This window comes from Comamonas faecalis (genome assembly GCF_039538025.1).
Lineage (GTDB): Bacteria > Pseudomonadota > Gammaproteobacteria > Burkholderiales > Burkholderiaceae_C > Comamonas_C > Comamonas_C faecalis.
The window spans coordinates 111,964-133,708 of record NZ_BAABBP010000004.1; the positions used below are offsets into that span (position 1 = coordinate 111,964).

At 70.9% G+C, this 21,745-nt stretch carries 19 protein-coding genes; 6 read left to right on the plus strand and 13 right to left on the minus strand.

All coding sequences use genetic code 11. The features are described 5' to 3' along the window. Window positions 1-8: 8 nt before the first annotated feature. The 10 genes from ABD767_RS03750 to ttcA all read right to left on the minus strand — a co-directional run bounded on the left by ABD767_RS03750 (window position 9) and on the right by ttcA (window position 10,451). A complete protein-coding gene (locus ABD767_RS03750) occupies window positions 9-1,187 on the minus strand; it encodes an acetyl-CoA C-acyltransferase (protein ID WP_103044247.1) in 1,179 nt (392 codons plus the stop codon). Further along, window positions 1,184-2,701, minus strand: coding sequence for an AMP-binding protein (locus tag ABD767_RS03755; protein WP_344868291.1), 1,518 nt, complete (start codon window positions 2,699-2,701; stop codon window positions 1,184-1,186). Before ABD767_RS03755 ends, ABD767_RS03750 begins: the two co-directional genes overlap by 4 nt. Further along, complete coding sequence (locus tag ABD767_RS03760; protein WP_103044248.1) at window positions 2,698-3,279, minus strand: biotin transporter BioY; 582 nt, start codon at window positions 3,277-3,279, stop codon at window positions 2,698-2,700. The genes ABD767_RS03755 and ABD767_RS03760 overlap by 4 nt, the downstream gene beginning before the upstream one ends. 61 nt (window positions 3,280-3,340) lie before the next feature. Next, window positions 3,341-3,934, minus strand: a complete 594-nt coding sequence (locus ABD767_RS03765; RefSeq protein ID WP_103044249.1) for a CbiQ family ECF transporter T component — start codon at window positions 3,932-3,934, stop codon at window positions 3,341-3,343. 2 nt (window positions 3,935-3,936) lie between these two features. Further along, window positions 3,937-4,773 carry an ATP-binding cassette domain-containing protein gene (locus ABD767_RS03770; protein ID WP_103044250.1) on the minus strand — a complete coding sequence of 279 codons (837 nt, stop codon included), beginning with the start codon at window positions 4,771-4,773 and terminating at the stop codon, window positions 3,937-3,939. A gap of 283 nt (window positions 4,774-5,056) precedes the next feature. Beyond that, window positions 5,057-6,055 (minus strand): sulfate ABC transporter substrate-binding protein, encoded by a 999-nt coding sequence (locus tag ABD767_RS03775; RefSeq protein WP_103044251.1) that lies wholly within the window; start codon window positions 6,053-6,055, stop codon window positions 5,057-5,059. Between the two features lie 152 nt (window positions 6,056-6,207). Next, complete coding sequence (locus tag ABD767_RS03780) at window positions 6,208-7,944, minus strand: lysoplasmalogenase family protein (protein WP_103044252.1); 1,737 nt, start codon at window positions 7,942-7,944, stop codon at window positions 6,208-6,210. Between the two features lie 194 nt (window positions 7,945-8,138). Then, window positions 8,139-8,777: a histidine phosphatase family protein gene (locus ABD767_RS03785; RefSeq protein ID WP_103044253.1), complete on the minus strand. Its 639-nt coding sequence runs from the start codon at window positions 8,775-8,777 to the stop codon at window positions 8,139-8,141. Beyond that, the gene (locus tag ABD767_RS03790) at window positions 8,777-9,463 is read right to left on the minus strand and encodes a DUF4136 domain-containing protein (RefSeq protein WP_103044254.1); all 687 of its coding nucleotides are present in this window, start codon (window positions 9,461-9,463) and stop codon (window positions 8,777-8,779) included. Before ABD767_RS03790 ends, ABD767_RS03785 begins: the two co-directional genes overlap by 1 nt. 31 nt (window positions 9,464-9,494) lie before the next feature. Then, the gene (gene ttcA, locus ABD767_RS03795) at window positions 9,495-10,451 is read right to left on the minus strand and encodes a tRNA 2-thiocytidine(32) synthetase TtcA (RefSeq protein WP_103044267.1); all 957 of its coding nucleotides are present in this window, start codon (window positions 10,449-10,451) and stop codon (window positions 9,495-9,497) included. A 138-nt stretch (window positions 10,452-10,589) separates the two neighbouring features. Between ttcA and ABD767_RS03800 the strand changes: the two genes are divergently transcribed. Next, window positions 10,590-13,382 carry an EAL domain-containing protein gene (locus tag ABD767_RS03800; protein WP_146031444.1) on the plus strand — a complete coding sequence of 931 codons (2,793 nt, stop codon included), beginning with the start codon at window positions 10,590-10,592 and terminating at the stop codon, window positions 13,380-13,382. 3 nt (window positions 13,383-13,385) lie between these two features. Here ABD767_RS03800 and ABD767_RS03805 read toward each other — a convergent pair whose 3' ends face one another. From ABD767_RS03805 to ABD767_RS03815, 3 genes are read right to left on the minus strand one after another with little or no spacing between them, the layout of a single operon-like run. Further along, window positions 13,386-13,769 carry a dihydroneopterin aldolase gene (locus ABD767_RS03805; RefSeq protein WP_103044256.1) on the minus strand — a complete coding sequence of 128 codons (384 nt, stop codon included), beginning with the start codon at window positions 13,767-13,769 and terminating at the stop codon, window positions 13,386-13,388. A gap of 16 nt (window positions 13,770-13,785) precedes the next feature. Continuing rightward, window positions 13,786-14,229, minus strand: a complete 444-nt coding sequence (locus ABD767_RS03810) for a dihydroneopterin aldolase (protein WP_103044257.1) — start codon at window positions 14,227-14,229, stop codon at window positions 13,786-13,788. Further along, on the minus strand, window positions 14,226-15,032 hold the full coding sequence (locus ABD767_RS03815; protein ID WP_103044258.1) for an SDR family oxidoreductase: 807 nt from the start codon (window positions 15,030-15,032) through the stop codon (window positions 14,226-14,228). Before ABD767_RS03815 ends, ABD767_RS03810 begins: the two co-directional genes overlap by 4 nt. Before the next feature lie 45 nt (window positions 15,033-15,077). Here ABD767_RS03815 and ABD767_RS03820 point away from each other — a divergent pair, with 45 nt between their 5' ends. The 5 genes from ABD767_RS03820 (at window position 15,078) to ABD767_RS03840 (ending at window position 21,724) form a co-directional block, all read left to right on the plus strand. Next, a complete protein-coding gene (locus tag ABD767_RS03820) occupies window positions 15,078-16,163 on the plus strand; it encodes an SAM-dependent methyltransferase (protein ID WP_103044259.1) in 1,086 nt (361 codons plus the stop codon). Window positions 16,164-16,270: 107 nt separating this feature from the next. Further along, the gene (locus ABD767_RS03825; protein ID WP_425549891.1) at window positions 16,271-17,392 is read left to right on the plus strand and encodes a flagellar basal body P-ring protein FlgI; all 1,122 of its coding nucleotides are present in this window, start codon (window positions 16,271-16,273) and stop codon (window positions 17,390-17,392) included. 1 nt (window position 17,393) lies between these two features. Then, on the plus strand, window positions 17,394-18,350 hold the full coding sequence (gene flgJ, locus ABD767_RS03830; RefSeq protein WP_103044260.1) for a flagellar assembly peptidoglycan hydrolase FlgJ: 957 nt from the start codon (window positions 17,394-17,396) through the stop codon (window positions 18,348-18,350). A gap of 15 nt (window positions 18,351-18,365) precedes the next feature. Next, window positions 18,366-20,354, plus strand: coding sequence for a flagellar hook-associated protein FlgK (gene flgK / locus ABD767_RS03835; protein WP_103044261.1), 1,989 nt, complete (start codon window positions 18,366-18,368; stop codon window positions 20,352-20,354). Window positions 20,355-20,389: 35 nt separating this feature from the next. Continuing rightward, complete coding sequence (locus tag ABD767_RS03840; protein WP_103044262.1) at window positions 20,390-21,724, plus strand: flagellin N-terminal helical domain-containing protein; 1,335 nt, start codon at window positions 20,390-20,392, stop codon at window positions 21,722-21,724. The last annotated feature ends 21 nt before the right edge of the window (window positions 21,725-21,745 follow it).

Sequence of the window (21,745 nt, forward strand, 5' to 3'; positions counted from 1 at the left end):
ATGCATGGTCAATGGGTGAGTCCGTTGCAGCTGGCCAGCAGCGTGGCGCTGCCCAGGCCGCCGGCGCTGGCCACGCAGGCCAGGGCCGGTGCGCCGGTGGATGCGTTGGCAGCGGCCAGGTGGCCGAGCGCGTGCACCACGGCAATCGCGCCCGATGCGCCGATGGGATGGCCGCGCGCCAGCGCGCCGCCGCCCGCGTTCAGCGCCTGCCAGGGCAGGCCCAGCGCGTCGGCAAAGGCCAGGCCCTGCGCGGCAAAGGCGTCGTGCAGCTCGATGGCGGCCAACTGCCGCGGCTGCAGGCCGTGGCGCTGCAGCAGCGCCGCTGCCGCCTGCTGGGCGCACAGCATCGGCGCCTCGGGAGCGCCGCCGCGCGCGCAGGCGTCCAGCCACAGCGCGCGCGGGCGCAGCCGCCAGCGGCGGCAGGCGTCGGGGTGGGCCAGCAGCAGCAGCGCGGCGCCGTCGGCCTTGGGCGCAACCGTCAGCGCGGTCAGGCCGCAGTCGCGGCCCCGGGCGTCGGTGCGCTGGCGCACCGCGGGCAGGCGGGCCGCGCGCCGTGTGCTGTAGGCGCGCGGGAAGCTGTCGCGCGCCAGGCCGGCCAGCGCCACGGTGTCTGCCTGCACCGCTTCCTGCGATGCGCAGGCGCGGGCGTGGGCCAGCAGCGCGTAGTCCTCCTGCAGCGTCCGCGTCAGGCCCAGGGCAGCGGCGGCGTCGGCCGCGGCGTCGAGCATGTCGGGGTCGCGCTGCGGCCAGGGGGTGAAGGCGGGCTGCGCGTAGGGCTGCGGCGCGCCGCCCGCCGCGTGCGGTGCGTGCATGCGCAGCGGCGCGCGGCTCCAGGACTCGCTGCCGCCGGCCAGCACCAACTGCGCCTGGCCCAGCGCCAGCAGCGCGCAGGCCTGGGTGATGGCGTCCATGCCGCTGCAGCACTGGCTGTCGAGCGTGAGCGCGGGCGTGGCCTCGGGCAGGCCGGCGGCCAGCGCCAGCAGCCGCGCCGGGTTGCCGCCGGCGCCCAGCGCGTTGCCCAGCACCACGGCGTCCACCGCGTGGGCAGGCAGGCCGGCCCGGTCCAGCAGGTGGCGCGCCAGCGGCGCGGCCAGATCGTGCGGGGCGCAGTGCGCAAGGGCCCCGCCCACCGGCGCAATCGGCGTGCGCGCCCAGCCGATGATGGGCCAGCCGCCGGGCGCGGTCATGCGCCGTCCTGCCGGGGCAGCGGCTGCAGCGGGCCGCCGCCCTGCGGCTGCGCCAGGTGCTGCGCCAGTGCGCGGGCCAGTGCCGCGTGGTCGGTCTTGCCGCTGGGCGTGAGCGGCCACGGGCCGCTCCAGCACCACCAGTGGCGCGGCGCCTTGTAGGCTTCGAGCGCGTCGCGGCACCAGCGCGCCAGCTCCGGTGCGCCGGGTAGCACCTGGCTTGGCGCTGCCGCAATGATTGCGTGCACGCGCGTGCCGCGCAGCGCGTCGGCGGCGCCGGTCACGCTGGCCTGTGTGACGGCCGGGTGGTCGAGCAGGCGGGCCTCGACCTCTTCGGCAAACAGGTTCTTGCCCTGGGTGACCAGCATGCGGCTTTCGCGCCCGCACAGGTGCAGCAGGCCGTCCGCGTCCAGCCAGCCGACGTCGCGCACAGACAGCCAGCCGTCCTGCTGCAGCGCGGCCGAGCCGTCGTGCGCATGCACATAGTCGATGAACAGCATGGGGCTGTGCATCCAGATGCGGCCGGGCGCGCCGATGGGCAGCGGTGCGTGCGGGTCGTCGCCAATGCGCAGCTCCACATTGCTGAATGCGCGGCCGACGGCCTGGGCGGGAGCGTGGGCGCCAGAGTGCATCCAGGTGATGTAGCTGGCTTCGGACGCGCCATAGAACTCGACGATGCGTGCATTTGGCAGCAGTTGGCGCAATGCGGCCGTGTGCTCGCGCATCCAGCGTGCGCCGCTGATCAGCACCAGGCGCACGCCCGGCAAAGGCGCCTGGCCGCGCCGGCGCGCCAGCTGCAGCATCACGATGAGCTGGCTGGGCACGGCCACCAGCACTTCGGTCTGCGCCAGGTCGTGCAGCATGCGCTCGGCCGAGAACTGCGCCTGCACCACAGCGCCCGCGCCGCTGGCCAGGCCCAGCATCGCGCCAAAGAGAAACAGCGAATGCGCCATGCGCCCGGGCGCCAGCACGCGGGCGCCGGCCGCGTCGCCAAAGTCCTGCAGGCTGACGCGAAAGCTCTCCATCCAGGAGCGGTGGTGGCGCCGAAACCCCTTGGGCTGGCCGCTGCTGCCCGAGGTAAAGCCGACGTAGAACGGTGCCAGCCCTGGGTCGGCCTGCGGCGCGGGCGCTGGCAGCGCGGCAATCGCGGCCTGCACCGACCGGGCGACCGGCGCCGGCCAGGCTGCGTCGCCCACGGCGGCGCAGCGCCCGCTGGCGGTGGTGCCGAGAAACTGCACCAGCGTCCAGGCCGTGTCCAGCGCGCCGTCCAGCAGCACGGTGTGCGGCGCGCGCTGCGCATCAAGCAGTGCGGCGTGCTGCTGCACGCGCTGGTGGAGCTGGCGGAAGCTGAGCGTCTGGTGTTCGTCGGCCAGCGCAGCGGCGTGCGGGCGCAGGCGCGCCCAGTGCGCCAGCGGCTCGTGCACCTGGGCGCAGCCGGCCAGCAGCTGCTGCAGCGCGGCGGCGCGGCTTTGCCGCACGGGCTGCGGCGATGGCGGGCGGACGGCCGTCGCGGTCACGCCCGGCCCCCCATGCGCCAGTCGGGCAGCGCCCAGGCAATGCTGTGCACCACCAATGCGCACAGTGCGCACTTGATCAGGTCGCCCGGAACGAAGGCCAGGTCGATCATCACAGCCTGGCGCAGCGGCATGCTGGCCATCAGCATCAGCCCGGCAATGCCCATGGCGTGCAGAAACACAACCCCGCCCAGCACCGACGCGGCAAAGGCGCTGAGGGCGATGCGCCGCGGCGTTGCCGCGGGCAGGCGCGCCATCAGCGCGCCGGTGACGCCCGCGGCCAGCGGGTAGCCGGCCAGATAGCCGACCGACGGCGCCATGAACACGCCCAGGCCGCCGCGCCCGCCCGACAGCAGCGGCAGGCCCACGGCCACCGCCAGCAGAAACAGCGCAATGGCCTGAAAGCCCCGCCGCGCGCCCAGCAGGCAGCCGGCCAGCATGACGGCCAGCGACTGCGCGGTGATTGGCACGCCGAACGGCAGGTCGATCTTGGGAATGAGGCCGAGTACGGCCATCAGCGCGGCCATCAGCGCGACCAGGGAGAACGATTGCGCCTGCTGGCGGCTCAGGGAGGTGGACATGGCAAGGACTTTCCGGGTCAGAAACGAGGGAGGCGGGGAGGGCGGCGGCAGGATGGCGGCGTCACGACCCGAGCCGCAGCCACAGCGCGTCGCCGACGCGGCGCGCGGTCTGCAGCATCTGCACCGTCAGCGGCGCGACCAGGCGCAGCCCGGCGGCGCGCCCGGTGCGCAGGCGGTAGGCGTCGTCCAGCTTCTTCCACTGCACGAAGAAATGCTCGGTAAAGCGCAGCATCAGCGCAAGCTGCAGCGCCAGGCGCGCGGGCTGCACGCCCAGCATGCCAAGCGGCTGCAGCAGCCACTGCAGCACGTCGACCAGGTCGCTGCTGCGGGTGCTCACGGTCAACAGCACGCCCAGGCAGGACGCGCAGCCGATGCGCAGCGCGCTGGTGGCTGCAAGCGCGGGGCGGCCCATCAACAGGTGAAACAGCGCCACCAGCGCCGCCGCGACCAGCACCGACACCATCAGCCGGCGCGCGGGCCGGGTGGCCGTGCCCAGGCTGGCGTACAGCGCGGCGCAGGCAAGCGCGCAGGCGGCAAGCTGCAGCGGCTGCTGCAGCAGGAACAGCAGCGTGCCCAGCAGCGCCATGGCCAGCAGCTTGTGGCCGGCGCGCACGCGGTGCAGCCAGGTGAGGGTTTCGCTGTACAGGCTGCCCATGTTCAAGTCTCCAGCGGCCGCTGGCCGGCGTCTGCTCGTGGCTGGTGCCCGCTGCGCACCCAGGCCTCGTAGTCGGCGCAGATTTGCGCGCCCGGGCCGTCGGCGCGCACCCGGCCGCAGTCCAGCCACAGCACGCGATCCAGGCCGCGCACATGGTCGAGCACGTGGGTGGAGACGATGATCTGTTGGCCGCTGGCGGCAATGTCGTGCGCCATGCGCAGCTGGCCGGGCAGGTCCAGGCTGGCGTAGGGCTCGTCGAGCAGCAGCACGCTGGGGCCGGCCAGCAGCAGCGCCAGCCAGCACACCCACTGGCGCTGGCCCTGGCTGAGCGCCGCGACGGCGCGCGGGCCCCAGTCGGCCATGCCGCGCTGGTGCAGAAACTGCGCCACGCCCTCGCGTGCGCCGTGGCGGTCGCCACCGTGCGCGCTTTGCCAGGACAGGGCGAGTTCTTCCTGCACCGTCGGAAAAATGATCTGATCGTCGGGGTTCTGGAACATCAGCCCCACATGGCGCCCCGGCGCGTGGCTGCGCCCGTCCCCGTGCAGCGTCTGGCCGCGCCAGGCAATGCGGCCGGCGTGCGGCGTCTCCAGACCGCTGAGCATGCGCAGCAGGCTGGTCTTGCCCGCGCCGTTGCGCCCGATCAGTCCGATGCGCGGCTCGTCGAGCCGCAGATCCAGCGCGTCGAACACCTGCGTTGCGCCGCGGCGCAGGCCCACGCTGCTGAGCTGCCAGCCGGCCGAGGCACCATCAGCGCCCCCCGCCAGCGGCGCAGCGGGTGTGTCGGTGGGTGCAGATGACGGCGTTTGCGTGAAAAAGAAGGTGTTTCGCAGGAATTTCATGGCGTTTGAGCGCACGCGCCGAGGGCTGCGTTCATGTCCAGCGCATTCTAGGAAGGCCGTGGCGCGCCATGAAGACCCCGAGGGCAAAAAACCCGGGGCAAAAACAATGCCCGTAAAACCGCTCAAAACAACCTAAAAATAGCGGCAATTGAATGCAGATAAGCGCATATTTGCCGATGTTGGCTACAACGAAAAACGACATTCATGAACATGCATTCAAATGACGGCAACTTTCGTCAATTGCACTTCATCGTCGGAAATGCTGTGCGGGAGATGACGGCGGTCAGCGCTGGTAAATCTGGTCGAAGCTGGCGCCGTCGGCAAAGTGCTGGCGTTGCGCCTGGGCCCAGCCGCCGAAGGCCTGCTCGATGCCGAACAGCTCAAGCGCCGGGAACTGCTGCGCGTGCTGGGCGGCAATCTTCTCGTTGCGCGGGCGGTAGCCGTGGCGTGCGGCCAGCGCCTGGCCCTCGTCGGAATACAGGTGCTGCAAATACTCCCGGGCCGGCGCGGCCGTGCCTTTCTTCTCCACGACTTTGTCGATCACGGCGACGCTGGGCTCGGCCAGGATGGACAGCGGCGGCATGACGATGTCGAACCGATCCGCCCCCAGCTCCCTGCGCGCCAGCAGCGCTTCGCTCTCCCAGGCCAGCAGCACGTCGCCCATGCCGCGCTGTGCAAAGGTCAGCGTGGCGCCGCGCGCACCGGTGTCGAGCACCGGCACGTTGCGGTAGAGCCGGGCGACGAAGTCCGGCGCCTGCGCCGGGCTGCCCTGGCGGCGCGCGAACTCCCATGCGGCCAGGTAGGCCCAGCGCGCGCCGCCGCTGGTCTTGGGGTTGGGCGTGATGACCTGCACGCCGGCCCGCACCAGGTCGCTCCAGTCGCGGATCGCCTTGGGATTGCCCTTGCGCACCAGGAAGACGATGGTCGAGGTATGGGGCGCGCTGCTGAAAGGCAGGCGCTGCTGCCAGTCGCGGGCCAGCAGGCCGCGCTCGGCCAGCGCGTCGATGTCGCCGCCCAGCGCCAGCGTGGCGACGTCGGCCTGCAGGCCGTCGATGATGGAGCGCGCCTGCTTGCCCGAGCCTCCGTGCGACTGCAGCACGCGCAGTGGCTGGCCGGTCTGCGCCTGCCAGCGGCGGGCGAAGACCTGGTTGAACTCGGTGTAGAACGCCCGGGTCGGGTCGTAGGAGGCGTTGAGCAGTTGCAGCGGCTCGGCCCGGGCCGGCAGGGCAGGGCCCAGCGCGGCGGCCAGCGGGTAGTGCAGCCATTGGCGGCGGGTAGGCATGTGTGGTGCTTTCGTTCGGAAGGACGGATGCCGCGCATTCTGGAAACAATCCAATCAAACGAAAACGAATAAAACTTTGTTTGTTTATCTGGATATGAAAATAACAAATACCCCGGCCGCGGCGCGGCTACGGGCTGGCTGGGCCTGGCCGGTCAGTGCCGCTGGCGCGCAGCGCCGCGCAGCAGGCCGACGACGATCAGCACCTGCGCCGTGTAGTAGCTGGCCAGCACCCAAACCTGCGACCAGGGCAGCGGCTGCACGAAGCGGTTGACCGCCAGCAGTGTGTCGCTGAGCATGAAGCTGCAAGTGCCCAGAGCCACCCACAGCGCCGGCGCGTCGCGCAGCACGGCCCAGCGCGCCCAGGCCTGCGCGGCCATCAATGCGATCGCCAGCACATAGGCCGCCACCGGTGCGCGCAGCGCCGGCGGCAGGCCGCCGATCCACAGAAGCGCATACATGGCCGCGCCCAGCGCCAGCGTGGCTGCCAGCGCGCCGCGGTGGGCGAACCACGGCGCGCCCAGGCGAAACAGCGCCAGGTAGCACAGGTGGGCCAGCAAAAAGGCGACCAGACCGGGGATGAACAGGTCGGGCAGCATCAGCGCGGCGTCGCCGGCAAGCGAGGCGAGCAGCGCGCCGCACAGCAGGATGAGCGGGGCGGCCGCGCTGCGCTGTTGCGCGCGCCAGGTATGAAAAGCAACTGCTGCCAGCGCAAACACCATGGCCGCCGGCTTGGCCAGGTGGTGCCACTGCGCCAGGCCCAGCGCGCTCGTCGCAGTGGCCAGCGCGCCGGCCTCGATCATCAGCGCCTCCCAGGCCGACAGGCGTCCTTGCACCGCCGCCGCCAGTGCCCATTGGCAGGCCAGCAGCACGCAGAACCACAGCAGATTGGTGGCCAGCGGCGCGCCGTCGGCCTGCCACAGAAAGGCGGCGACGCCGGCCAGCAGCAACGCGAATTGCGCGGCGGCAAACCAGCGCAGCGCGCGCGTCATCGGTGGGTTGAACAGCGGCATGTCGGTGATGTCGAAGGCGGGTTTGGGAAAGCGCTCGGCCACGTCGGCCGGACGCCAGCCGGGCGGCGCAAGCCACACGCGCAGCTTGTCGCGCCAGCGCCGCGCGTGCCAGCTGGTGTGCGCGATGTCTGCATAGACCTGGGCGTTGGCCCACAGCGGATCCCAGCTGTCCAGGCGCGAGCGCGTGCCGTAGACGCAGGGCTCGTGCGGGTTCTCGTCCTCGAAGGTGCCGAACAGCCGGTCCCAGACGATGAGGATGCCGCCGTAGTTCTTGTCCAGGTAGCGGTCGTTGACCGCGTGGTGCACGCGGTGGTTGCTCGGGCTGCAGAACCAGCGGTCGAACCAGCCCAGGCGGCCGACCTGCTCGGTGTGCACCCAGAACTGGTAGAGCAGGTCGACCAGGCCGACGACGACGAAGACCAGCGGCGGCACGCCGGCGAGCGCCATCGGCAGGTAGAACAGCCAGCCCAGCAGCGCGCCCGAGCTTGTCTGGCGCAGCGCGGTGGACAGGTTGTAGTGCTGGCTCTGGTGGTGCACCGCGTGCGCGGCCCACAGCACCGCCACCTCGTGGCCCATGCGGTGCAGCCAGTAGTAGCAGAAGTCGTAGAGCAGCAGCGCCAGCAGCCAGCCATGCCAGCTGGTCCAGAACGCGTCATTGCGCCACAGCGCCACCTGCTCGAACGCCAGCGCGTACAGCCCGATGCGCAGCAGCCGCGTGAACACCGCGCTGGTCTGGCTGAGCATGCCCAGGTTCAGGCTGCCGATGGCGTCTGCCAGCGGCAGCACCGCCCGCCCGCGTGCGCGGCCCGCGGCGTATTCCAGCGCCATCAGGACGAAAAACACCGGTGTGGCGAGGACGATGATCTGGCTGGGGGACATGGCGGGCCATTGTCCGGTGCGCGGGGCGTGTGGGCGCTAGCGGCAACCCTGAGCGATTGGGGCGGGTGGCGGTCTGGCGTGGTCTGCGGTACGCCTTGGTGCCTGTCCAGGGTCTTGCCTGGGATCTGCTGGCAGGGCATTGATCGCGGCGCCCTCGCCGCGATTGGCTGCTGCTGGCACGGCGAAAAGCCGTATCAGGACAGCGACTCGTCGCGGCTGGCGCCGTCCAGGTGCCGGGTGTCGGCCCAGCCGACGAGGGCCAGGCTCTCGCCGGTCCACAGCAGGCGGTTGATCGCGGCGTTGGTCAGCTGCCAGGTGCGCGGCGCCTGCAGGTGCAGGTGGGTGGCCAGGCGGTAGAGCATGTCCATCACGCCGCCGTGGGCGACCAGCAGGATTTGCTCGCCGTCGTGGCGCGCGGCCAGCGTGGCGACGGTCTGCGCGATGCGTTCCTGCAGCATCAACAGCGACTCGCCGCCGGCGGGCACGAAGCCGGGGTCGCGCTGGCGCCAGCGGCGTGCGTCTTCGGGGCGCTCGCGCTCGATCTGCGCGAAGGTGCGGCCCTCGAAGTCGCCAAAGCTGCGCTCGCGCAGGCCGGGATCCGCCAGCAGCGGCGCGCCGCTGAGCGTGGCCACGGCCTGGGCCGTCTCGCGCGCGCGCGCCAGGTCGCTGCTGTAGATGGCGGCAATGTCCTCGCTGCGCAGCGCCTGGGCCAGGCGGCGCGCCTGCCACTGGCCGGTGGCATTGAGCGCGATGTCCAGGTGGCCCTGGATGCGCGTGTCCACGTTCCAGGCGGTCTCGCCGTGGCGCACCGCGATGATGCGGGTGGCCTGCATCAGGGCTTGGCAGGTGCGGGCGCAGGCGCCGGTACGGTATCTGCCGCCGGTGCGGCATCCGCCCCGGGCTTGGGTGGCGGCAGGATTTCGGTGCGCACCTTGCGCAGGCCGCTGGGCGGCGTCGGAAAGCCGCTGAGCGCCTGGTCGAACAGCACGCCGTAGATGAAGGGGTCGCTGGTCCAGACCTCTTCGTAGACGGCCGAACTCTCGAACACCACCTGGCGCGTGCCCGCGTCGCGCATCACGATGCTGACCTGGCGGTGGTAGAGCGTGGGCGGTGCGTCCATCATCCAGCCCATGCCGAAACCGGCGTGGCGGTGCCAGCCGCCAAAGCCCATGCCCCAGCCGAAGCGGCCGTAGAAGGGATCGCCGTAGTACGGCCAGTAGGCGGGGACGGCCAGGCCGCCTTCGGCGCCCAGCTCGACCAGCAGGCTGGGGCGGGCGTCGTCGCGCGTGAGGCCGGCGCGCGCCAGCGCCTGCTCGGCCTGCTCGCGGATCGGGCCGAACACGGTGAGCTGCGACTGCTGCGACGGCAGCAGGTCGATGCGGTAGGTGGGCGGGCTGGGCAGCCGGTGCATCGTGGAGTAGCTGCTCACATCGCTCTCAACCAGGCGCGGGCCGGCGCAGCCGGCCAGCAGGGCGCTGGCGGAGAGCAGCAAAACCGTCAAAAGGCGTGACCAGGACATGGCGACCTCCAGGGTAGGAATCAGGGTTTGACTATGCCAGTTGCGCGCGCGAGCGCATGACCTGCACCGGCATTGGCAACTCCTCCTCGTCGAACGCGGTGTCGCCGTTCGGGTCGGCCACGCCGGTGGCGCGCGCGCCGGCAAAGTCGTGGAGCCTGGGGTCCATCATGTGCGTGCTCACCACGTGGCCCATGGCGCGGAACATGCTTTCGATGCGCCCGGGAAATTTCTTCTCCCACTCGCGCAGCATCTGGCCGACGACGACGCGCTGCAGCCCCTCCTGGCTGCCGCACAGGTTGCACGGGATGATGGGGAACTGCTGCACCTGCGCCCAGGCGATGGTGTCGCGCTCGGGCACATAGCACAGCGGGCGGATGACCACGTGCCGGCCGTCGTCGCTGACCAGCTTGGGCGGCATGCCCTTCATGCGCCCGCCGTAGAACATGTTGAGCATCAGCGTGGCGACGATGTCGTCGCGGTGGTGGCCCAGCGCGATCTTCGTCGCGCCCAGCTCGTCGGCCACCCGGTAGAGGATGGCGCGGCGCAGGCGCGAGCACATGCTGCAGGTGGTCTTGCCCTCGGGCACGACGCGCTTGACGACGCTGTAGGTGTCCTGGTTCTCGATGTGGAAGTCGATGCCCTGGCTCTTGAAATACTCCGGCAGCACGTGTTCGGGAAAGCCGGGCTGCTTCTGGTCGAGGTTGACCGCGACGATGCTGAACTGGATCGGCGCGCGTTTTTGCAGTTTGCGCAATATGTCAAGCAGCGTGTAACTGTCCTTGCCGCCGGACATGCAGACCATGACGCGGTCGCCTTCCTCGATCATGTTGAAGTCGGTGATTGCGCGGCCCATCTCGCGGCACAGGCGTTTTTCCAGCTTGTGCGCCTCGCGCTCGGCGCGCGTGCGGGCGCTGGCGGCGTCGGTTTCAAGGGGCTCGGCAGTGGGGGCGTCTTGCGCGCTCCAGGGGGTGTCGCTCACGGCAGTCATGAAAAAGGGCAGCACAGGGGGGAAACAGTCGGTATTTTCGCGCAATCGCACCCGCGCCTGCTTCCCGCCGGGGCGTGCGTGCTAATGTTGGTGCATCCAAAAGAGTTTTTTCCCCAGGCCACGCTGTTTTCATCGCCCATGCTCCCACGTCCCGCCCTGGTGTCCTCGCTCAAGCTGCGCATCGCCCTGTCCGCGCTGGCCCTGGTGCTGGCCGGCATCTGGGCGCTGGCGGGCTATGCCGACCACCGGCTGCGCGCAGGCCTGGGCGCGCAGATCGAGGCACAGCAGCTGTCGATTGCCGGCCTGCTGGCGCGCGAGCTCGAGCGCACGCTGCAGGAGCGGCGCAACGCGCTGCTGGCCGTGGCGCGGTCGCTGGCCGACATGGCGGCGGATCGGCCCGCGCAGTTGCAGGAGCGCCTGGCCAACCTGCCAGCGCTGCAGCAGATGTTTGACGGCGGTTTTTACGTGGTCGATGGCGCGGGCGCGATGCAGGCGTCGTTTCCGCTGCGGCTGTGGGCCCAGCCCGGTGTCGAGACCCAGGCTCCGTTCGTGCAGCAGGCGCTGGCAGGGCACGTGGCCCTGGGCACCCCGGCGCAGCACACCAGCGCCGACCATGCAGTGTTGTCCATGGCCGTTCCCATGCCCGTGGCAGGCAATGGGGTGCCGCGCGCCGTCGTCGGCCTGGTGAAGCTGCGCGAGTCGGGCCTGCTCGGCCCGATCGTCACGCCCGGCTCCGAGAGCGCCAGCGACTACTACGTCGTCGACCGCGGCACGCGCACCATCATTGCGTCCAGCGTGCCCGGCCAGTTGATGCAGTCACTCGAACCCGAGGGGCGCGACGCGGTGATCGACCGCTTCATCGATGGCGGCGAGGGCAATGCGGTGTACCACGACCCCGTGGACGGCACCCTGCTGGTGGCGGTGCGCCAGCTTGGCGGTGCACGCTGGCTGGTGGCGGTGGCGCAGCAGGCGGTGCAGGTGTTCGCGCCGCTCAATGCGCTGCGCAACGCCATTGCGCTGGCCGCGCTGGCGCTCACGCTGCTGACCGCGGCCGGCCTGTGGTGGATGCTGCGCCGCGAACTGCGCCCGCTCGAAGACATGGCCCGGCGCCTGGCCGCGATGGCGCGCGGCGAGCGTGCGCTGGCACCGCTGCCGCAGGTGCGCAGCGACGAGATCGGCCAGCTGGTGCAGGGCTTCAACCGCTTGCTGCAAGAGCTGCAGCTGCGCCAGCGCGAGCGCCAGGAGAGCGAGGCGCGCTACCGCTCGGCGTTTCGCACCAGCCCGGACGCGCTGGACATCACGCGCGTGTCGGACGGCAGCCACCTGGACGTCAACGACGGCTACGAGCAGCTGTTTGGCTGGCCGCGCGAGCAGGTGCTGGGCCGCTCGGGGCTGGATCTGGGCATCTGGCGCGACGAAAAGGCGCGCACCGCGCTGGTTGCTCAGGTGCTGCGCGACGGAGGCTGCCGCAACAGCGAGCAGACGCTGTACCACCGCGACGGCCGGGCGCTCACGGTGCTGATGTCGGCCAGCCTGCTGGACGTGGGCGGCGAACCCTGCTTTCTATGGGTGACGCACGACGTGACCGACTACCGCCGGGCGCACGCGCAAATCCAGCAGCTGACCTTTGTCGACAGCCTGACCGGCCTGCCCAACCGCAGCCAGTTCATGCAGTGCCTGGAGATGGCGCTGGCGCTGTGCCAGACGCAGCAGCGCCTGGGCGCGCTGCTGTACCTGGACTTGCACGAGTTTCGCGCGGTCAACGACACGCTGGGCCATGCCCAGGGCGACCGGCTGCTGCGCAGCGTGGCCGAGCGGCTGCGCGATGCGCTGACCGAGGCGGGCACCGGCTTTCGCCTGGGTGGCGACGAGTTCATGGTGCTGCTCGAAGGTCTGCCCGACACGCAGGGCGAGGCCGCGCACGAGGCCGAGCGGTTGGCCGAGCGCCTGCTGGCCGCGCTGGCGCCGCCAATCGACCTGGCGGGCCTGCAGCAGCACTGCAGCGTCAGCGTCGGCATCGTCGTCTTCGGCGATGGCCAGGACGAGCCGCTGGAGCTGCTGCGCCGCGCCGACCTGGCGCTCAACCAGGCCAAGGAGGCCGGGCCGTCGACCATTCTGTTCTTCGAGCCGCAGATGCTCGAAGAGGTCAGCAGCCGCGCGCGCCTGCAGCGCGACCTGCGCGAGGCGCTGCAGCGCCAGGACTTCGCGCTGCACTACCAGCCGCAGCTGGCGCTGGACGGCACCGTCGTCGGCGTCGAGGCGCTGATCCGCTGGCGCCTGGAGGGCCACGGCATGGTCTCGCCGATGGAGTTCATCCCGCTGGCCGAGAAGACCGGGCTGATCCTGCCGCTGGGGCGCTGGATTCTGCACACCGCCTGCCGCCAGCTCGCTGCCTGGGCGCGGCACGGCGCGCGCCGCCACCTGACGATGGCCGTCAACGTCAGCGCCGGGCAGTTCCAGCAGGAGGACTTCGTGCAGCAGGTGCGCGAGGCGCTGGTCGAGACCGGCGCGCCAGCGCACCGGCTCAAGCTGGAGCTGACCGAGAGCCTGATGCTGCAGCAGATCGAGGCGGTGATCGCGCGCATGCGCGAGCTGCAGGCGCTGGGCGTGCAGTTCTCGCTGGACGACTTCGGCACCGGCTTCTCGTCGCTGGCCTACTTGAAGCGCCTGCCGCTGGCGCAGCTCAAGATCGATCAGGGTTTCGTACGCGACATCCTGGAAGACCACAACGACGCGGCGATCGCGCAGACCGTGATCGCCCTGGGCCACAGCCTGGGGCTGGAGGTGATCGCCGAGGGCGTGGAGACCGAGCAGCACCGCGCGCTGCTGGCGCAGTGGGGCTGCCGCTTCTACCAGGGCTATCTGTTCAGCAGGCCGCTGCCGGCCGAGGCGCTGCAGGATTGGCTGGACGCGCAGCCGCCGCAGGAGTGACCGCTACCACTGCCCGGTCTCGACGCGGATCGCCACCTCGCAGTCGTCGAAGATCTCCAGCTTGGTGATCTTCACCCGCGCGCCGATCACGCCCGGCAGCTGCAGCAGGCGCTGGGCCAGCTTGCCGATCAGGCTCTCCAGCAGGTTGACGTGCTCGGCCGTGCACTCGTCGATGATGATCTGGCGCACCTTGCGGTAGTCGAGTACGTGCAGGATGTCGTCGTCGCGCGGGGACAGCGGCTGCTCGCCCAGGTGCAGCTCGGCGTCGACCCGGATGGGCTGGGGCGCTTCCTTCTCGTGCTTGAGGATGCCAAGGTTGGCGTCAAAGCGCAGGCCGGTCAGTGCCAGCACCTGCTGGCCGGTGCCGGAAGTGGCGTGGGTGGTCATGGTGTCGTGCGCTCTTTCAGCGCTTGTCGGTGTTGCGGGCGGCAGCGGGCCAGGGGTTGATGCAGATGCGCTCCACGCCCACCGAGGCGCTGTCGGGGTAGACGTCGGGCTTGCGCGTGGCCACGCGCAGCGCGGCAACGCCGGGCGTGGCCAGCAGCGCCTGGGCCACTGCGTCGCACAGCGTCTCCTGCAGCTCGTGGTGGGCGTCGCCCACGGCGTGCGCAATCACGGCGCGGATGAAGTCGTAGTCCAGCGTGTCGGCGATGTCGTCGCGCCCGGCCGGCGCGCGCTCCAGGCGCACGCACAGGTCGACGTCGAACCACAGGCGCTGGGGCGCGCCGCGCTCGAAGTCGTGCACGCCGATGCGCACCGGCAGTTCGTGCCGGCGCAGGCTCAGCGCGCGGCAGTGCGTGGCAAGGCGTGCGTCCAGCGCGCCGAACGCAAGCAGGATGGAATTCATGAGGCCGGATTTTCGTCGATGGCGAACATCACGTCGCGCGCCAGCGGCACCAGGTGCTGGCCGTTGTCGGTCTGCAGCGTGCAGCCGTTGAGGCTGGTGTTGCCGGCGATGAACAGCGCGCAGGCGGCCACGTCGGCCGGCTTGATCGGCTCGCGCAGCAGGTTGACGCGGCTGGCACGGTCGAAGTTGTCCTGCGTCTGCGGGCCGCTCAGAAACATCAGCCCGGGCGACAGGCCGCACACGCGCACCAGGGGCGCCAGCGCCTGCGCCTGCAGCGCGACGCTGGCGGCCAGCGCCAGCTTGCTCACGGTGTACGAGAAATAGTCGGGGTTGAGGTTGTGCACCTTCTGGTCGAGCACGTGCACCACGCTGTAGTGGCCGTGCGGCGCGCCGGCGTCGTTGGCCTGCACCCAGCCGGCCAGCGCGTTGGCCAGCAGCAGCGGCGTGACGGTGTTGGTCTGCAGGTGCTGCGCCAGCACCGGCGCGCTGGCGCTGGCCGCGTCGTCGGCCTCGAAGATCGACGCGTTGTTGACGATGCAGCGCGGCGCCTGGCCGACCACCTCGGTGCACAGCGCCAGCAGCTGCGCGGCGGCGTCCGGGCGCGCCAGGTCGATGGACACCAGCTCGCAAATGCCGCCGGCCGCGCGCACCAGCTGCTGCGTCTGCAGCGCCTTGGCCTGCGAGTGGCGGTAGTGGCACAGCACGCTCCAGCCGGCGCGGGCAAAGGCCAGCGCAATCTCGCGGCCCAGGCGGTGGGCCGCGCCGGTGACCAGCACCCAGCCGGGAGAGGGGGATTCGCTCATAAGATCAGGGCTTGAAAGACCAGGGCTCGACGCAAACGGGCGATTATGACCACCGTGACTTCTCCTCTCAGCGCGCACATCCATGCGCAGATCGCCGCCGCCGGCGGCTGGATGGGCTTTGGCCGCTTCATGCAGCTGGCGCTGTATACGCCCGGCCTGGGCTATTACGCCAACGACAGCCGCAAGTTCGGCGCCATGCCGGCAAGCGGCAGCGATTTCGTCACCGCGCCCGAGCTCTCGTGCGCCTTCGGCCAGGCGCTGGCGGTGCAGGTGGGCGAGGCGCTGGCGCACACTGCTACGGACGAGGTCTGGGAATTCGGCGCCGGCAGCGGCGCGCTGGCCGAGCAGCTGCTCACCGCGCTGGGCGATCGGGTGCGACGCTACACCATCGTCGACCTGTCGGGCAGCCTGCGCGCGCGCCAGCGCGAGCGCCTGGCCGCCTGGGGCGATCGCGTGCAGTGGGCCGACCGCCTGCCCGAGGTGATCGAGGGCGTGGTCGTCGGCAACGAGGTGCTGGACGCAATGCCGGTGCAGCTGCTGCACCGCGTGGATGGCGCGTGGCATGAGCGCGGCGTGGTGGCGGATGGCGCGGGCTTTGCCTGGAGCGACCGGCCGACCGACCTGCGCCCGCCGGTCGAGGTGGCCGGCGGCCACGACTACCTGACCGAGATCCACGCCCAGGCCGAAGGCTTTGTGCGCACGCTGGCCGCGCACCTGCGCCGCGGCGCGGCGTTCTTGATCGACTATGGTTTTGGAGAGGACGAGTACTACCACCCGCAGCGCGACGGCGGCACGCTGGTGTGCCACCAGGCGCACCGGGTGGATACCGACCCGCTGGCCGGCGTGGGCGCCAAGGACATCACCGCCCACGTCAACTTCACCGGCATCGCGCTGGCCGCGCAGGACGCCGGCCTGGAGGTGCTGGGCTATACCGGCCAGGGCCGGTTTCTGCTCAACTGCGGCATCACCGAGCTGATGCAGGCGCTGGCGCCGGCCGAGCGCGCGCGCGCGTCCAAGCTGGTGCTGGAGCACGAGATGGGCGAGCTGTTCAAGGTGCTGGCGCTGGGCGCCGCCGGCGACGTCTGGCAGCCGCGCGGCTTTGCCGTGGGCGACCGCATGCACCGGCTGTAATTTCCCTTGCCCCAAAGGGGAAAGGAGATGAACCGCTGGCAAAGCCGCCAATAGCCGCTTTTAGGCGGCACTTATCCGGGCATTGGCGGGCCATGCTGCTGGCGACAATGGTTGCCATGAAAACCCTGCCCGTACTCCGCTGTCTGCTGTGCCTGCTGCTGGCCGCGCTGGCGCTGCCCGCGCAGGCGCTGCGCATCAAGGAGATCGCGGCGGTGCAGGGCGTGCGCAGCAACCAGCTGTCGGGCTACGGCCTGGTCGTCGGGCTGGACGGCACGGGCGACCAGTCCACGCAGATGCCGTTCACCGCGCAGGCCATGAGCAACTACCTGCTGCAAATGGGCATTTCGCTGCCGCCGGGCACCAGCGCGCCGCAGCTCAAGAACGTGGCCACCGTCGTCGTCACCGCCCAGCTGCCGGCGTTTGCCCAGCCGGGCCAGCACATCGACGTGTCGGTCTCGTCGATCGGCAACGCCAAGTCGCTCAAGGGCGGCACGCTGATCACCACGCCGCTGCGCGGCGCCGACGGCGAGATCTACGCGCTGGCGCAGGGCAACCTGGTCGTCGGTGGCGCGGGCGCGGCAGCCGGCGGCTCGCGGGTGCAGATCAACCACCTGAGCGCCGGGCGCATTCCCGAGGGCGCGCAGGTCGAGCGCGGCGTGCCCACGCCGTTCCTGGACGGCGACACGATCACGCTGGGGCTCAACGCCTCGGACTTCCAGACCGCGCGCAAGGTGGCGCAGGCGATCAACGCGCGCAGCGGCCCGGGCACGGCCACGGCGCTGGACGCACGCACGGTGCAGGTGCGCGCTCCTTCGGCCCCTGGCGCGCGCGTGGGCTTCGTCGCCGAGCTCGAAGAGTTGCAGCTGCCCGAGTCCACGCCCGCGGCCAAGGTGGTCATCAATGCGCGCACCGGCTCCATCGTGCTCAACCAGGCGGTGACGCTGGGCCCCTGCGCGATCGCGCACGGCAACCTGGCGATCACGATCAGCAGCACGCCGGTCATCAGCCAGCCCAACCCGCTGTCGCGCGGCGAGACCGTGGTCGCGCAGAAAAGCGACATCACCATCCAGCAGCAGGGCGGCCAGGTGCTGCAGATGCCGGCCGCGCCGCAGCTGGCCGACGTGGTGCGCGCGCTCAACGCGCTGGGCGCCACGCCCCAGGACCTGCTGGCCATACTGCAGGCGATCAAGGCGGCAGGCGCGCTCAACGCCGAGCTGGAGGTGATCTGAGATGAGCGCGCTGACCTCGCTTGCAGACAACGCCGTGGCCACGGCCCAGCGCGCGCTGGCCGTCGACGGGCGGTCGCTGAACGCGCTGAAGACGCAGGCAGTGCACGGCAACGGCGAGGCGGCGCAAAAAGCCACGCGCGAGGCGGCGCTGCAGCTCGAATCCCTCTTCATGCGCGAGCTGATCAAGAGCATGCGCGACGCCACGGTCAAGTCCGGCATGTTCGACGGCGCCGAGGGCAACCTGGCCAACGACATGTTCGACCAGCAGATGTCGGTGCAGATGGCCGGCCTGCCCGGCGGCCTGGCCGACGCCATCCAGCGCCAGCTGGCGCAGCAGCTGGGCGCGGCCGGCGCCACCGGCCTGGTCGACGGCTCGACGCTGCGCCTGGGCGCGCTGCGCGCCGCGCCCATCCCGCGTGGCGACCCGCATGCCAGCGCCCCCAAGGGGCGCGACGACTTCGTGCAGCACCACCGCGGCGCGGCCGAGCGCGTGGCGCGCGCCAGCGGCATTCCAGCGAGCTTCATGCTCGGCCAGGCGGGGCACGAGACCGGCTGGGGCAAGAGCCAGATTCGCACCGCCGACGGTGGCAACTCCTTCAACCTGTTCGGCATCAAGGCCGGCGGCGGCTGGAGCGGCAAGGTCGCCCAGGTCACCACCACCGAATACGTCGACGGCCAGCCGCGCAAGGTGGTCGCCAAGTTCCGCGCCTATGACTCGTTCGAGGAGTCGTTCCGCGACTACGCACGCTTGATTTCCGAAAACCCACGCTACGCCCGCGCCATGGAGAACACCCATTCCGCCACGGCCTACGCGGCCGAGCTGCAAAAGGCCGGCTACGCCACCGACCCGCAGTACGCGGCCAAGCTTGGCCGCGCCATCCGCAGCACGCTGACCGTGCCGCACCAGGCGCAGGGGCAGGCGCAGGCGCTGGCCCAGCTGGGCGGCAGCCAGGCTTGACGAGGCACGACCACCATGAGTCTTTTGAACGTCGGCTCCCGTGCCCTGCTGGCCAACCAGGTGGCCCTGCAGACGGCCGGGCACAACATCGCCAACGTCAGCACGCCCGGCTACTCGCGCCAGAGCACGGTGATGCAGACCGTGCAGGGCCAGTTCACCGGCGGCGGCTACATCGGCAAGGGCGTGCAGGTGGCCACCATCCTGCGCAACCACAACGAACTGCTGACGCGCCAGGCGGCTGCGGCGGCGGCGGTGCAGGCGGGCGACGCGGTGCGCTCCGAGCGCCTGGATCAGATGCAGAACGTGTTCTCGGGCGGCACCGCCGGCCTGGGCGCGGCAATCACCGACATGCTCAACGCGCTGGGCGACGTGGTCTCCGCGCCCACCGACCAGACCGCGCGCACCGTGGTGCTCACGCGCATGGACGAGATGGCCGCGCGCATGCGCTCGTCTAGCGAGCAGCTGCAGGAGATCGCCTACTCGGTGACCGAGCAGCTCAAGAGCGACGTCGACCGCGTCAACGCGCTGGCGCAAAGCATTGCCCAGGTCAACGAGCAAATCGCCCGCGCCAAGGGCAACGGCCAGCCGCCCAACGACCTGCTCGACCAGCGCGACCAGTTCATCCGCGAGCTCAACCAATACGTGCAGACCACGCAGATCCCGGCCGACGACGGCACGCTGGGCGTGTTCGTCGGCGGCAGCCAGGCGCTGGTGCTGGGCAACACCGCGGCGCAGCTGGCGGTGGGCGAGTCGCAGCTGTTCCCCGGCAGCCAGCAGATGGGCGTGTTCTTCCAGCGCGCGGGCGCGCAGCCGGTGGAGCTGGGCGCTGGCACGCTCGGCGGCGGAGAGCTGTCGGGGCTGCTGCGCTTTGCCAACGAGGACCTGGTCGAGGGGCGCAACCTGCTCGGGCGCCTGGCGCTGGCCATTGGCGCGTCGCTGAACGCGCAGCAGAGCATGGGACTGACGCTGGACGGCGAGCCGGGCAAGCCGCTGTTTTCGCTGCCCGCGCAGGTGGACGGCTTGACCAAGGGCGCGTCGCAGGGACGCATCGACTTTGGCAGCGCCAATTTCGACCCGACGCAGCTGGCCGCGTCCGACTACGAGGTGCGCTTCTCCGACAGCCCGCCGGGGGGCATGGTGGTGCGCCTGTCGGACAACAAGACCTTTGGCTTCAGCGATCTGGACGACCTGCGCGGCCAGCAGATCGACGGGCTGACCTTCGACTTCGACGCCGCCCACCCGCCGCTGGCCGGCGAGCGCGTGCTGTTCAAGCCCTTCGACGGCGTGGCCGGCAACCTCCAGGCGCTGGTGCACTCGCCGCGCGACCTGGCCGCGGCCAACCCGGTCAACGCGCAAATGGGCACGGCCAACGGCGGCACGCTGCAGCTGGTGCAGCTCGCCAGCACCAGCGCCGACCCCGCGCTGCGCCCGCCAGTGGCCGACGCGACGGCCACGCCGCCGACGGCCGGCGGCATCGAGCTGCGCTTTGACGAAGGCCCGCCCACCACCTACGACATCCTCAGCCACGGCACCAACCCGCCGACCACGGTGGCCGCGGCCCAGCCTTTCACCGCCGGCCAGCCCATTGCCTACCAGGGCTGGCAGATCACGCTGCAAGGCACGCCCAGGACGGGCGACACGGTGACCGTGGGCAATGCGCTCGACCCGCAGTACGGCGACTGGTACACGCGCGACGCCGGCAACGCCAGCGCGCTGATGAACCTGCGCGACGCGCAGATGTTCGACGGCTCGACGCTGTCGGACGGCTACGCCGGCCTGATGGCCCAGGTGGGCACGCGCGCGCAGAGCGCGCAGTACGCGGCCAGGCTGTCGGACGCGATTGCCGCCAACCTGGAGGCCAGCCGCAGCGCGGTCTCGGGCGTCAACCTGGACGAGGAGGCGGCCAAGCTGATCCAGTACCAGCAGGCCTACCAGGCGTCGGCCAAGATGCTGCAGATCGCGCAGACGATTTTCGACAACCTGCTGCAGACCGTCTCGCGCTGAACGCGCGCCAGGCCGGCCGGAAAAGAGAGCACCGCATGACCAACTTCTACCGCGTGAGCACCGCCAACATGTACGACAGCACGCTGCGCAACCTGGCCGCGCGGCAAAAGCAGCTGGTCGACCTGCAGGAGAACCTGACCAGCGGCAAGCGCGTGGTGCGCCCCAGCGACGACCCGGTGGCCGCGGCGCAGGCCGAGCGCGCGCTCACGCGCATCAGCCGCATCCAGACCGAGCAGCGCCAGCTGGAGGTGCAGCGCGACTCCATCGCGCTGGGAGAGTCGGCGCTGGGCGACGCCATCGGCGTGATCCAGGAGATGCGCCAGCTCGTCGTCGCGGCGGGCAACGGCTCGCTCAAGGCCGAGGACCGCAAGACCTATGCCAACCAGCTGCAAAGCCTGCGCGAGCAGTTCACCGAGGTCATCAACCGCAAGGACACCAATGGCGCGCCGCTGCTGGGCGCGCTGGGCAGCGCGCTGCAGGCCTTTGCCGGCCCGCTGCTGGCTGGCGGCGCCGACTACCAGTTCGACGGCCTGCCGGGCCAGGGCGCGAGCCAGGGCAACACGATCACGACGACGCTCGACGGCCACGCCGCGCTGATGTTCGACCCGCGCCGCGACGGCGTCTACGCCGCGACGCTGGGCAACGCCGCCGCCACGCCGCTGGCCGGGCGCCATCTGTCGACCGGCACCATCGACGTGGCCAACAAGTCGCAGATCGCGCTCGATGCCAACGGCAACGCCTTTGGCTATTCGGTCAGCTTTGGCACGCCCACGGTGCACGCCGACGGCAGCTACGACATCGACTACCAGGTCACGCGCAGCGACGGAACCCCCATGGGCGGCACGCAGACCGTCACCGGCCTCAAGCCGGACGAGTTGAGCAACATCGCGGTCAGCTTCACCGACCCGGACCCGGGCGGCGCCGTCTTCAGCCTGAACATCGAGGCCAAGCCGGGCAAGAACGCCGACGGCAGCACCGCGCCGTCGCCGGCGGATGGCGACACCGTCCAGATTGCCGCCAGCCCCAGCCTGATGAGCACGCTGGACGCGGCCATCGCCGGCATTGCCGGCGCCGCCGACAGCGCCGCCGCCAACCAGGTCGTGGGCCAGGCGCTGGCCAACATCGACAAGGGGCTGGAGCGCCTGCACAACATGCGCGGCTTTGCCGGCGAGCTGCTCAACCGCGCCGACCGCGTGGGCGACGACCAGGGCAAGCGCGCCATCCAGCTCGAAGCCGACCGCTCGCGCGCCGAGGACCTGGACATGGTGCAGGGCATCTCCGACTTCCAGAATGCCAACGTCGGCTACCAGGCGGCGCTGCAGTCCTACGCCCAGGTGCAGCGCCTGTCCTTGTTCAACTTCATCAACTGACTGGTTTTTGCCGCGGGCCTG